This window comes from Streptomyces sp. NPDC058221 (assembly GCF_042882365.1).
GTDB lineage: Bacteria > Actinomycetota > Actinomycetes > Streptomycetales > Streptomycetaceae > Streptomyces.
In genome coordinates, this window is sequence record NZ_JBHVWF010000113.1 from 1 (window position 1) to 12,454 (window position 12,454).

The 12,454-nt window shown below is 73.1% G+C and carries 8 protein-coding genes; 5 read left to right on the forward strand and 3 right to left on the reverse strand.

The features are described from left to right. The first annotated feature begins 47 nt into the window (after positions 1 to 47). From ACFVW8_RS28670 to ACFVW8_RS28685, 4 genes are all read left to right on the forward strand, one after another. Positions 48 to 2,549 (forward strand): acyltransferase domain-containing protein, encoded by a 2,502-nt coding sequence (locus ACFVW8_RS28670; RefSeq protein WP_389695015.1) that lies wholly within the window; start codon positions 48 to 50, stop codon positions 2,547 to 2,549. A gap of 205 nt (positions 2,550 to 2,754) precedes the next feature. Beyond that, on the forward strand, positions 2,755 to 3,504 hold the full coding sequence (locus ACFVW8_RS28675; RefSeq protein WP_389694967.1) for a thioesterase II family protein: 750 nt from the start codon (positions 2,755 to 2,757) through the stop codon (positions 3,502 to 3,504). An 88-nt stretch (positions 3,505 to 3,592) separates the two neighbouring features. Then, positions 3,593 to 3,862, forward strand: coding sequence for a hypothetical protein (locus ACFVW8_RS28680; protein ID WP_389694969.1), 270 nt, complete (start codon positions 3,593 to 3,595; stop codon positions 3,860 to 3,862). A gap of 7 nt (positions 3,863 to 3,869) precedes the next feature. Further along, positions 3,870 to 5,321: an amidase gene (locus tag ACFVW8_RS28685; protein ID WP_389694971.1), complete on the forward strand. Its 1,452-nt coding sequence runs from the start codon at positions 3,870 to 3,872 to the stop codon at positions 5,319 to 5,321. Between the two features lie 168 nt (positions 5,322 to 5,489). Here ACFVW8_RS28685 and ACFVW8_RS28690 read toward each other — a convergent pair whose 3' ends face one another. Beyond that, positions 5,490 to 7,391 (reverse strand): amino acid adenylation domain-containing protein, encoded by a 1,902-nt coding sequence (locus ACFVW8_RS28690; protein WP_389694973.1) that lies wholly within the window; start codon positions 7,389 to 7,391, stop codon positions 5,490 to 5,492. Next, positions 7,388 to 8,197, reverse strand: a complete 810-nt coding sequence (locus ACFVW8_RS28695; RefSeq protein ID WP_389694975.1) for a hypothetical protein — start codon at positions 8,195 to 8,197, stop codon at positions 7,388 to 7,390. Before ACFVW8_RS28695 ends, ACFVW8_RS28690 begins: the two co-directional genes overlap by 4 nt. 434 nt (positions 8,198 to 8,631) lie before the next feature. Here ACFVW8_RS28695 and ACFVW8_RS28700 point away from each other — a divergent pair, with 434 nt between their 5' ends. Continuing rightward, positions 8,632 to 11,886: a tetratricopeptide repeat protein gene (locus ACFVW8_RS28700; RefSeq protein ID WP_389694977.1), complete on the forward strand. Its 3,255-nt coding sequence runs from the start codon at positions 8,632 to 8,634 to the stop codon at positions 11,884 to 11,886. A 312-nt stretch (positions 11,887 to 12,198) separates the two neighbouring features. Here the strand turns inward: ACFVW8_RS28700 and ACFVW8_RS28705 are convergent, their stop codons facing one another. Continuing rightward, on the reverse strand, positions 12,199 to 12,453 hold the full coding sequence (locus ACFVW8_RS28705; RefSeq protein WP_389694979.1) for a hypothetical protein: 255 nt from the start codon (positions 12,451 to 12,453) through the stop codon (positions 12,199 to 12,201). Position 12,454 lies beyond the last annotated feature (1 nt).

The window sequence follows — 12,454 nt, forward strand, 5'->3', positions numbered from 1 at the left end:
CCAACCACGTCGGAATCGCCGCCGTCAACGGCCCCCAAGCCACCGTCATATCCGGCACCGAAACCGAAACCGAACACATCGCAACCACCCTCACCACCCAAGGCCGACGAACCAAACGCCTCACCGTCAGCCACGCCTTCCACTCCCCACTCATGCAACCCATACTCAACGACTTCCAAAACGTCGTAGAAAAACTCTCCTTCCACAAACCCACAATCCCCTTCGTATCCACCCTCACCGGAACCACCGTGGGACCCGAAATCGCCGAACCCGCCTACTGGGTCTCCCACATCCCCGCCACCGTCCGATTCACCGACGCACTGCAAACCCTCCACCAACTCGGCACACGCACATTCATCGAAATCGGCCCGGACGCCACCCTCACCCCACTCGTCGAAAACACCCTCACAACCGACGTGGCCGCCATGGCCGCACTCCGCCGCGACCAGACCGACACACACGCCCTCATGACCACCGTGGGCCGACTCCACCTGACCGGAACCCCCGTCGACTGGACCACCGTCCTGCCCAACGCCCACCCCGTCCAACTGCCCACCTACGCCTTCCAGCACAAGCGCTACTGGCTGGATCCGGAGGCGCTGGAGGAGGCCGATGGCCCGGTCGCCCCGGGCACGTCCCAGGAGGGCACGGCGGCACCGGACTGCGACGCCCCCTTCTGGGCGGCCGTGGCCGACGAGGACCCGGGCTCGCTGGCGGCCCTGCTGGGGATCGAAGGCGAGGTGGGCACCGCGCAGGAACATGCGGCGGTCGAGGCGGCGTTGCCGGTCCTCGCTACGTGGCTGAGGCGTCGGCGGCCCACCGCTCCCGCTCCGCACTACCGCGTCGGCTGGACCGCCGCGGCCGGGCGTCCGGACGGCGCTGCGGCACGGCTGCGAGGCACCTGGCTACTGGCCGTACCGGCGCGGATCGGCGGCGACGAAGCCCTGGTGACGCGCCTCGCCTCGGCGCTGGGGGCCGTGGGAGCCGACGTACGGCTCGTCACCGTGGGTGCCCCGGGGGCGGACTCGGAGGACGCGCTCGCCGCCGAGGCGTCGTCCCTGGTGACGGAGGGCGCTGATCTCGCCGGTGTCCTGTCGCTGCTCGGCCTCGGGCAGGCCGACGGATCCGGGGCGGCCCGGGAGGTGGCCGTCGGCACCCTGGCGCTGCTGCGTGCACTGTCCGGCGCCGGCACGTCCGTGCCCGTGTGGTCCCTGACCTCGGGGGCCGTGTCGACGGGCGGCTCCGAGCGGGTGACCGCGTCCGACCAGGCCGTGCTGTGGGGCCTCGGCCGGCTGCTCGCGGAGTCCACCGAAGTGTGCTGGGCCGGTGTCATCGATGTACCCGCCCGGTGCGGTGACCGTGTGCTGAGGCGGCTGGCCGAGGTGCTGGCGGCCCCGGTCGAGGAGACCGAGCTGGCCGTGCGTGACGCGGGTGTGTTCACCCGACGGCTCATGAAGGCGACCGGTCTGAGGGCCACCGGTGCGGCCCACGAAACCGACGGTCCTGCCCGGACCGCCGCATCCGCTTCGCGCGGCACGCTCCTGGTGAGCGGCGGCATCGGCACCTGGCGGGACCGCGTGGCCCGCCGTCTGCTCGCCTCCGGTGCGCCGCACGTCCTCGTGGCGAACGCCCCGGACGAGCCGGAGCCCGCAGGTGCGCCGGAGCCCGCCGTGGACGGGATCACCCACATCATGTGCGACGTCTCCGACGGCCAGGCGCTGGCCCACATCGCCGCATCGCTGCCCGACGGGCGTCCCCTGACCGGCGTGGTGCACGCACCGCGCGTCGCCGCTGCCGACGGCCCGCTGGACAAGGCGCTCAACGAAATCCTGGGCGCCACCGAACTCCCCGCTCTGACCGGTCTTTCCGGCACAGTGGACCCGGTCGCCCTGTTCCTCGCCGTGGACGCGGACGCCCTGATCGGCGCCCCGGACACCGGTGCCGTCGCGGCGCTGGCCGGCTGGTGGGAGGCCATGGCCCGGGAACGGGCCGCTGACCGAGCGCCGGTACGGCTGATCGCCGCCGACCCCGACGGGCTCGACCTCGCCGTGCTGGACCTGGCCCTGGAACGGGCGGACGCTCTGCTGGTCGTGTCGGGGCGGGACTGGGCGCAGTACGCCGGCACCCACTCACACAGCCGCGGCAGGCGCCTCCTGGAGGGCATCCCCGAAGCGCGGGCTGTTCTCGCCGCGGCGGTCTCCGCCGGGGAGTCGGGGGAGCACGGCCTGCTGTCCGGGATCGACGGGCCCGAGTCGCTGCGCCGTGTCCTCGCCGCACGGGACGCCGACCAGCGGCTGGAGACCCTGGTGGAGCTGGTGCGCGGGCAGGTCGGCGTAGTGCTCGGACACACGTCGGCCGACGCCGTGTCCGCCGACAGCGACTTCATGGACCTCGGGTTCGCCTCGCTCACCGCAGTCGAGTTCGGGCACCGCCTCAGTGCGGTCACCGGGCTGGAACTGCCCACCACTCTGATCTACGACCACCTCGACCCGGTCGAGCTCGCCACGCACCTCGCGGACGAGCTCGCCCCCGAACTCGCCGCTTCCTGACGCCGATGTCAGACGGCTTCCGTGACCGGGGGCGTGCCTTGGTGGCGCCCCCGGTCACGGATCAGTGCCCGGACGTGCTTCTTTCTCTCGGAGCGGGCGACGCCGGCGAAGGCCGTCAAGGCGTCCGCGGAGTCGAAAGCGTCCGGGCCAGGCAGACACGGCCACCCCGGTGGCACTCTTTTGATCCGACAGAAAGCAGGACCCGATGACCTCCGCAGTGGACACCGGCGTCTGGATACGCCGTTACCGGCCCGCCCCCGACGCGCGGGTTCGCCTGCTGTGCCTGCCGCACGCCGGCGGCGCGGCCAGTTACTACGTGCCCGTGGCAGCCGCGCTCGCGCCCGCCGCCGACGTTCTCGCCGTGCAGTACCCGGGGCGCCAGGACCGCCGCTCCGAGGAACCCCTCGGAGACCTGAGGGAGTTGGCGGACCGTGTCGCCGACGCGGTCGATGACGGCGACGACCGGCCCCTCGCGGTGTTCGGGCACAGCATGGGGGCGGTCCTCGGCTACGAGGTGGCGCTCCGGCTGGAGGAGGCCGGCCGTGGCCCGGTGCGCCTGTTCGTGTCCGGGCGGCGAGCCCCGAGCGCGCACCGGCCGAGCGAGGAGATGCACAAGCGGACCGACAGCGCCCTGTTGGAGGGGGTGCGCCGGCTCAGCGGCACTGATGCGCAGGTTCTCGACGACGAGGAACTGGTGCGGATGGTGCTGCCCGCGATCCGCGCCGACTACCGCGCCGTGGAGACGTACGAGCTGCGTCCCGGCGACCGAGTGCGCTGCCCGGTGACCGTGCTGACAGGCGACGGCGACCCCATGACGACGGTGGAGGAGGCCCGCGCCTGGTCCGTCCACAGCGAGGGCGCCACCGATCTTCATGTCTTCCCCGGCGGCCACTTCTATCTCAACGACCGCTCAGCGGACGTTCTCGCCGTCATCCGGACCCACTTGGGACTGTGACAGGCCGACAGGGGCGGGAGGGCTCCCGCTCGTGGGGGCTCAATCACATCGACTCGGCCGTATCCGGCCGCGAGCGCAGGAGAATGGATTGTCGAACGAAACGCGGAGTACGCACAGCGGGCAGGGCCCGCAGGGCGTGATGGGTGCACAGAGCGCGGCAGCGGACGGCGGCGCGGCGGAAGACGCCACGTTCGCCGTCGGCGTGCTCGCCGAGGCGGCGCGGCTCACGGTGGCCGAGGAGCGGTGGGCGGGCCTCGAAGCGCGGCGCGGCCGGCTCCTCGGCTCCGGCCGGGCTCTGGAGGCACTCGACCTGGACGGGCAGCGGCTGCATCCAGCGTTCCGTCTCGAATGGAAGTGACAGGCGCATGAAGCCGATGACAGAGACCGGGGCCGTTACCGAAACGGCTGTCCCCGGACATGAGTTGAGCGTGGTGCAGGCGGCGTCCCGTATCGCCGACGGCAGCCTGAGCCCGGTCGACCTCGCTCAGCAGGTGCTCGCCCGCATCCGTGAGGCCGACCCCGAGGTGGGCGCGTACACCGTCGTCCTGGAGGAGTCGGTACTCGACGAGGCCGAGCGGGCCGCCAAGCGCATAGCCCAGGAGGGCCCGCGCGGGCCGCTGGACGGGGTGCCGGTGTCGGTCAAGGATCTTTTCGATGTGGCGGGCACGCCCACCTGGGCCGGTTCCGCCGCGCTGCGCCGGGCGGGCGGGCCCCCCGCAGCCGCTGACGCCGCGGTGGTCGCGCGGCTGCGGTCGGCCGGGGCGCTCGTCCTCGGCAAGACGCAGATGGACGAGTTCGCGTTCGGCACCGTCACGCCGGGCACGCGCAACCCTCGCTGCCCCGACCGCTCCGCCGGCGGTTCCAGCGGCGGAGCCGCCGCGGCCGTCGCGGCCGGTATGGGCCCCCTCGCCCTCGGCACCGACACCGGCGGTTCGGTGCGTATCCCGGCCGCCATGTGCGGGGTGGTCGGGCTGAAGCCCACGTACGGAGTGCTGCCGGGTGAGGGCATGGCACCGCTGTCCTGGTCACTGGACACACCGGGCGTGCTGTCCCGCAGTGTGGGCGACGCGGCACTGGCGTTCGCGGCACTGACAAGAAGGGACTCCGACGCGCACAGGGAAACCGGCGCGCACTCGGAGCCGGGGGCGGCTTCGGAGCCCGCCTCTGCGGAGGGTCTGACGCTCGCCGTCCCCGACGACGCGCTGTTCACGCGCTGCGCGCCGGACGTGGCGGAGCGTGTCGCCGCCGGGGTGGACCTGCTCGCCGCGCACGGCGCACGCATCGTGCGGGTGAGCCTTCCGATGGCCGATCTGGTGTCGCCCGCCGTTGCGCTGATCATGGCCGCGGAGGCGAGCGCCCACCACCGCCGCGCTCTGCGGGACGGTGCCGAGCTCCACCCTACGACCCGCGACCGGCTGGAGGAGGGTGCGCTGGTACCGGCCCGTGACTACATCGACGCGCTGCGCACCCGGCAGCTGCTGCACGCCAAGTGGCAGGAGGCGTTCGAAGGCGTCGACGCGTTCGTCCTGCCGACGGTCGCCATCACCCCGGTCGCGCACGGCGAGTTCTTCCTGCCGCAGCCCGACGGCGGCATGGACGTCGTTCCCGTCGCCAGCACCCGATTCGCCCACCCGGCGAGCCTGACGGGGCTGCCCGCCCTCTCTCTGCCCTGCGACTCTCCCGAGGCCGGTCTCCCCGTCGGCCTGCAGTTCATGGGCCGGCCTCACGGGGAGCAGACGCTCCTGCGCCTCGGCCGCCTCTACGAGGCCCTGACCGGCGGCCCCTGGCCGGTGGCCGGGGTGCCGGCCGGCAACTGAACGGATGCCGGCTGTCCGGGATTGCGGGGCCGGTCCGGTCCGTCCGGGTCGGACCGGCCCCGCGTGTCCCGGTGGGCTCCCTCCCGGGCCGCCCCAATCGGGCCTCGGCGGCGTCACTGGCGCGCCCACGGTCTGCGCGAGGCGCGGACCGCCCTTCTCCGGGCGGCCTCAGAGCTGGTCGGCGACGAACGCGGCCAGGGCCTCCGCCGTGCGGTGATCGAAGACGTCCTGGAGGCGCAGTGTGAGGCCCTCCTCGCGGGCGGCGGCGACGAGGCGGATGGCGCCCATGCTGTCCCCTCCGCGCTGGAAGAAGTCGTCCTCGGGCCCGGCCCCGTCGGCGTCCCCGATACCCAGGATGTCCACGAACAGCCGGCACAGCAGTTTCTCGCCCGGAGTGCGTGGCTCGCGCCCGCCGCCCGCTCGTGCGCCGAAGTCGGGGGCCGGCAGGGCGAGGCGGTCGAGCTTGCCGTTGGGGGAAAGGGGGAGGGCGTCGAGGACGATGACGACCGACGGCACCATGTAGGCGGCCAGCGACTCGGCGGCGTACGCCCGCAGTTCCTCCGGTACGCAGTCATCGCCGACCACGTAGGCCACGAGGTGCTGGGTGCCCGAGGTTTCCCCATGGAGCAGCACCGCACAGTGCGCAACGCGGGCGTTGCCAAGCAGTGCCTGCTCGACCTCACCCAACTCCAGCCGCTGTCCGCGCAGTTTGACCTGGCCGTCGGCGCGGCCCACGAAGACCAGGGTGCCGTCGGGGGACTGCTTCACGAGGTCGCCGGTGCGGTACATGCGGGCACCGTCGGGCCCCAGGGGGTCAGTCACGAAGCGTTCGGCGGTTAGGTCGGGCCTGCCGTGGTAGCCACGGGCCACTCCCGCTCCCGCCAGGTGCAGTTCTCCCGTCTCGCCTGCTGCACATGGCCGGCCCCGCTCGTCGAGAACATAGGCGCGCGTGTTGAGGACAGGCACTCGGCCGATTGTCGGCGACGGGTACTCTGCGAGCGGGGCGACGAACGCGTCGACGGTGCACTCGCTGGGCCCGTACAGGTTGAGCGCCAGCAGGTTCGGCAGGGCGCGCAGCCGGTCCCACTGTGCGGGCCCGATGGCCTCGCCGCCGAGTGCGAGCACCCCGAGCCGGTGGGGCAGTCCGGTGGTGAACAGGCCGCTGCGGTCGAGTTGTTCGGCGAGGGTGGGGGTGGTTTCCACGACGTCGACGCGGTGCTCGGTGATGTGCCGGACCAGCAGGGACGGGTCCTTGCGGACGGTGTCGTCGACGAGGTGCAGTTCGTGTCCGTCGAACAGCCACAGCACCGGGTCCCAGGCCGCGTCGAACGACTGCGCGGCGGTGTGTGCGACACACAGCCGCTCGCGTCCGATGTGACGGGTCGCGGGCCCGAAGAACAGCTCGCGGTGCGAGGCGAGCAGGTTCATCAGGGAGCGGTGCTCGACCACCACGCCCTTGGGGCGACCGGTCGAGCCCGACGTGAACAGCACGTACGCGGCGTCGTGCGGTGTGAGCGGCCGGGTGCGCTCGGCGTCCCCGACGGGACCGGACGGCAGGGCGTCCGTCGCCGCGGCGCTGCCCGGGTCGTCCAGGCACAGCGCGGGCACGTCCGGCGCGAGCCGTGCGGAGAGGTCTCGGGCGGTGAGCAGCAGGCGGGGGCGCGCGTCGGCGAGCATGCCGGCGATGCGCTTCTCCGGGTAGCCGCTGTCCACCGGCACATAGGTGGCGCCCGCGGTGAGCACGGCGAGCAGTGCGACGACCGAGTCGGCGGTGCGGGGCAGCAGTACGGCGACCAGGTCCTCGGCGCCGACGCCCTCCGCGAGGAGCCTGCGGGCCAGCCGCTGCACGCGAGCGTGCAGTTCGCCGTAGGTGTACGTCGCGTCCGGCGCGACCAGGGCAGTGGCGTCGGCTCGCGCCGCGGCCGCAGCGCCGAACAGATCGGGCAGCAGAGTGCCGGGGACCGGCCGCACGGGACCGGTCGAAGCGTGCGCCGCGATGTCGGCCGTGGCTGCCCGGCGGGCATCCTCGCTCGCCATGGTGTGGTCCTCGCGGTCGGTGACGGTTTTCATCGCAGGAGGGCGGAGACTGCGGCGCCCACCTCTTCGGCAGCCAGCAGGTCGACGTGGGCGATGTCGGGGAAGGGCATCTCCTTGGCGACCAGCCGGCCCGCGTCGCCGCTGCCGGCGGAGGTCACGGCGGTCGCGGTGGACCAGGTGCCGACCAGGGCCTCGGGCTCCTGCGCCGAGATCTGGCTGGAGCCGCACACGAAGGACACATACGTGGTGAAGCCGCCGAGGAATTCCGCCGTGCGCTCGTCGTCGAGACCGGCCCTACGGCAGGCAGGCTCGCCGTACTCGCGGAAGAGCCGACTCAGCTGTGTGCCCAGGTCGGTGAGGTCGTCGGCCTGTTCACGCGCCTGTTCACCGCGCTGCCGTGCGGCGGCGGTTTCCTCAGCGGTGAGGTCCGGCAGGAAGCGTTCCATGATCTGCTGGTACTGCCAGTAGAGAAAGAACTCCTGCGGAATGTCCGGGTCGAAGAAGACCGCGTGCGGCGTTTTCCCCTGCAGCGCCCCGACGCGGTGTGCCAGGACGGCCGCGTAGGGACTGGCGGCGCAGAATCCCAGCACGGCGCGCACCGGACGCCCGCTCTCCTCGACCCCGGCCATCCAGCGGTCGATCCACTCGGCGCCGGTCAGCGTGGTGCCGGAGGCCAACGGAGGCGGCAGCGTTTCCCACAGGGCGTACGGAATATCCAGCCGCCCGGCCAGATCCGCGAAACCGGCCTCTCGTCGCCCCGTGCCGGGAAAGTCGACGGCGAGAATGATCTCGTCCGCCTTCCCGTCGGACCGAACCGCCCAGGATCCGTTCCCGCTCATGATGTGGCCGCCTCCCCCAAGAGTCGCTGAACGTCAACCGCGTTCGAACGCAGACCTTAGGCGCACCGCCCGCGTGGACAAACCCCAATTGCCCCCCTAGTGGCCCCTGTGCCGGACTAGCCGTTGACTGTTCAACAGGCGATGCCTCCACGTCGGAATTCGGCGGACGTGCCGTCACGTCAGCGCGGCGCCGGACGCTCACCGCGGGCACCGCCCCCGCGGGCCGTGACCCGTCGCCTCCGGCGTCCGAGAACCCGCCGGCCGGCTCACCTTTGCCGCGGTGGTCATGATCCTGCGTTCCGCTTCCTGGGTACGGCTGTCGGCGCAGTCTCGCGGACTCCCTGTTGCACACCGGCCCCAGGCAGGAGACTGGTACTTCATGCGGCCGGGTGCCGGGCCGGCGAACGGGTGGGAACCGAGGGGGACTTATGCGGATGCGGGACAGCCACCGGGCGGACGCCGAGAGGCTGTTGGTGCGGGCCGTGGAGGAGGAGGCGCGGCGCACCGGCGGGCGGACGGACCCCGGAGTGCTGATGACGCGTGCGCGGGGCGCCCTGGACACCATGGCGGCGGGTGCGGACGAGGAGTACACCGCGTACGCCCAGGCGCTCGACGCCGAGGCGGCCGGGCAGACACCGCTGGCGAACCGGTTCAACCGTCGGACGCTGGGAACGCCGTTGCTGGTCACCGGAGTTGCTGCCGCCGCCGCCTTCGGTGCGGACGTGGCGCTCGGCACGGCATCGGGCCTGGCGCTCGGCGCCGGGGCCGTCGTCGCGGTCGCGGGCGCCACCACCACCGTCGCCAAGGTCACCGCCTCGCACTGGCCGGCCGCCTCCCGCCGGGCCGGAGCCCTCGGACAGCCGGGCGGCACCGAGCAGTTGAGGCTGCAGTGGCTGACAGCGCTGGAGGTACGGGGCATCCGGCCCTTCATCGACCAGCAGCGGATGCTGACCGCCTCGTCCCGCACCCCGGCGAAGAAGGCCGCCGCCGCCAAGTCCCGGACCGCCCCGACCCTGCGCGGCGGGGACCGCAGCGCGGCGGCGCGGATGCGCGCGCTCCTCGACCAGTCGTTCAGCCATCTCCCGGCCCCCGAGGCCCGGTTCGCCGGGCGCCGGGCCGAGCTGACCCGGATCGGGCAGTGGGTGCACGCGGCCCGTGCGTCGACGGAGACGAAGCCGACCGTGGTCGTGCTGCACGGCCCGCCGGGCGCCGGCCGCACCACCCTCGCCGTGCGGGCGGCGCACGATCTGAAGGACCAGTTCCGTGGCGCGTGCGTGGTGGACCTGCGCGGCAGCGCGGACGGCGAACCTCCGCTGCCGACCCGGGACGCACTGCTCCACCTGCTGAACCGGCTCGGCGCGCCCCGCGAGCAGCTGCTGTTCCGGGACGGGGGATCCGGCGGCCGGTCGGCGGGCACCTCGGCCGAGCAGCAGGTGCGCCGGCTCAGCGAGCTGTACCACCAGCATCTGACCGGGACGCCCGTGACGATCGTCCTCGACGACGCGAGTGACGTGGAGCAGGTCAGCACGCTGATCCCGGAGCGTTCCGACAGCCTCGTCCTGGTCACCGCCCGCGAACCGCTCGAACTGCCCGGTTCCCTCCCGGCCTGGGTGCACCAGCTGGAGGTCGGGGCGCTGGACGGCGCGGGCGCGGAGGAACTGCTGCGCGAGGCGTCCCAGGAGGAGGACCAGGGGCTCTACGACTACCCGTCGAGCGAGGCGATCACCGAGCTGTGCGGCGGACTGCCGCTGGCGCTGCGGATCGCGGGCTCCTCGCTCGGGGCGCGCACCCCGAGCGCGCTGGCCACCGACCTCGCCGCGTACGGCCCGGTGCCGCCGGTCGAACGGGCCCTGTGGCTGCGCTACACCGACCAGTCCGAGCCGGCGCGGCGGCTGCTGCGCCGGCTCGCGCTGGCCGGGCGGGCCAGTCTGGGCGCCGCGGCGGCCGCCGCACTCCTCTCGGCCGACGAGCAGGAGGCCGAACGGCTGCTGACGGCCCTGTCCGGGGCCGGACTGCTGGACCACGTACGCGGTTCGCGCTACCGGCTGCACGACCTCGTCCGGGGCTTCGCCCTGGCCCGGCTGCACGACGAGGAGGAACCGGCCGACCGCACGGCCGCGCAGGAGCGGCTGATCAAGAACTACGCGGAGCTGGCCGGGGCGGTGATCCGGATGGTGGACGGCAAGATGTCCACCCGGGCCGGGCAGTTCGGCTCGCACGGCTTCACCTCGCTCGACGCGGCGCTGCGCTGGCTGGACGAGGAGTCGAGTTTCATCACGTCCGCGCTGCGGCACGCCGAGGGTGTGGACCAGGCGGCGGTGCTCGATCTGCTGGGCGCGCTGTGCGACTACTGCCTGTTGCGCGGCGACCTCTACCGGCTGGGCGAGATCAGCGAGTTGACGCAGGCGGTCGACCAGGGACTGCTGGAGCGGTCGGTGCAGTGGCGTACCGGTATCGCGGCCCGCCAGCTGGGCGAGCTGGACAAGGCCCGCACCACGCTGTCCTCCGTCGTGGGGCTGTACCGCGAGGCGCAGAACGACTCGGGTACGGCGCTGGCGCTCTGTTCGCTCGGTATCACCCTGCACCACCAGGGCAATCTGACGGAGGCGGCGGCGCGGCTGCGGGAGGCGCTCGGACTGCAGACCTCCGCCGACCAGGCCGCGGACCGGGCCTGGTCGCTGCACGCGCTGGCCGCGGTGGAGCGCGACCTGGCCCGCCCGGCCGAGGCGCTGACGCTCCTGGACACGGCGCTGGTCCTGCACCGCGAGGGCGAGTCGCTGCACGGGGAGGCGTGGACGCAGTTCCAGCTGGGTCAGGTGCTGTTGCGGATGGGCGATGTGGAGCGGGCCGAGCTCGCGCTGCGTACGGCCCTGGATCTGTACGGGCGCACCCGGGACGAGCGCGGCGAGGCCTGGGCGCTGACCCAGCTGGCCCGCGCCCGGCTGCTGGCCGGAGACCCGGCCCCCGCGGTCGAGCAGCTGAACGCGGCCCTGGCCCGGCACCGCGACAACGAGGACGCGCGGGGCGAGGCGTGGACGCTCTACTACCTGGGCCAGGCCCTGGAGGAGGCCGGCGACACCGATCAGGCGGTGCGGCAGCTGGAGCGGTCCCGCACGATGTTCTCCCGGATGCGGGACGTCTACGGTCTGGCGTGCGCCCGGCACCACTCGGGCCGGGTCACCCGCGACCAGCGGGCCGCGCAGACGGGCAACCTGCGCAACTCCGGTTTCGCCCGCCAGCTCCTGGTGGACGCCCGGGCCGACTTCCGGCGCATCGGGGTCGCCCACGGGGAGGCCTGGACGTGTCTGGAGCTGGCCCTGATCGACGCGGGCAACCATCGCGCGCCGCAGGCGCTCGAGCTGTGCGGCGAGGCGGCGGAGCTGTTCGACTCGTACGGCGACGCACGGGGCGCGGACTGGGCCCGCTTCCTGCGCTGCACGCTGCTGCCCTACGCCTCACCGGGCGGCATCGAGGTGGGCACGGTGGTGGCCCAGCAGGAACTCGCCGAGCTGATCGCGGCCGCCCACCCGACGCGGGACGGCAAGCTGGAGGACTGCGCGGAGGCGTTCCGGGTCGTCCTGAACCGAGGGGTGGCCCTGGAGGACGGCTGGCAGGCCTGGCGCCTGGGCCTGACCCCGACCCGCCACGCCCGGGAAATCATGGGCGTCCCGATCCCGGTGAGGCCATGACCCCACCCCAAGCCCAGTCGGCCACATCAGGCCCACCCAGCAATCAAGAACACCCAGCGCCCGCCAAACCAAGCCCGCCCGGCGATTGAGGGCATCCTCCAGCCCGTCCACCGCTTGAAGACACCCCAGCGCCCGCCAAACCAAGCCCGCCCGGCGATTGAGGGCATCTTTCAGCCCGTCCGGCGCTTGAGGACACCCCAGCGCCCGCCAAACCAAGCCCGCCCGGCGCTTGAGGACACCCCAGCCGCCCGCCCGGCGTCGAGGGCGGAGCGGTCACCGGCCTCCGGTACCGCCCCGCCCCCCGCCCCCCGGCTACTTCCGCTTCGCGGAACCCGCGGCCGAGGCCGGAGCCACCGAAGCCCCCACGCCCTCCGCGTCGCCGGACGCGTCCGGCGCCTCCTCGAAATCGACCTTCCCCATGTGCCGGTTCATCGACTTCATCAACAGCCACACGCCCGCGGCGAGCGCCGCGAAGACGATGAAGCCGAGGACCCCGGGGGTCACCTTGTTCTTGTCCAGTTCCTCGGCGAGCGGGACGAGGTGCGTCAGTGCCTGAGTCGCGTACATA

Coding starts and splice junctions, on each gene's coding strand:
- ACFVW8_RS28700 (WP_389694977.1), top strand. CDS start 8,632: ATGCGGGACAGCCACCGGGCGGACGCCGAGAGGCTGTTGGTGCGGGCC.
- ACFVW8_RS28675 (WP_389694967.1), top strand. CDS start 2,755: ATGACCTCCGCAGTGGACACCGGCGTCTGGATACGCCGTTACCGGCCC.
- ACFVW8_RS28705 (WP_389694979.1), bottom strand. CDS start 12,453: ATGTACGCGACTCAGGCACTGACGCACCTCGTCCCGCTCGCCGAGGAA.
- ACFVW8_RS28685 (WP_389694971.1), top strand. CDS start 3,870: ATGAAGCCGATGACAGAGACCGGGGCCGTTACCGAAACGGCTGTCCCC.
- ACFVW8_RS28690 (WP_389694973.1), bottom strand. CDS start 7,391: ATGAAAACCGTCACCGACCGCGAGGACCACACCATGGCGAGCGAGGAT.
- ACFVW8_RS28695 (WP_389694975.1), bottom strand. CDS start 8,197: ATGAGCGGGAACGGATCCTGGGCGGTTCGGTCCGACGGGAAGGCGGAC.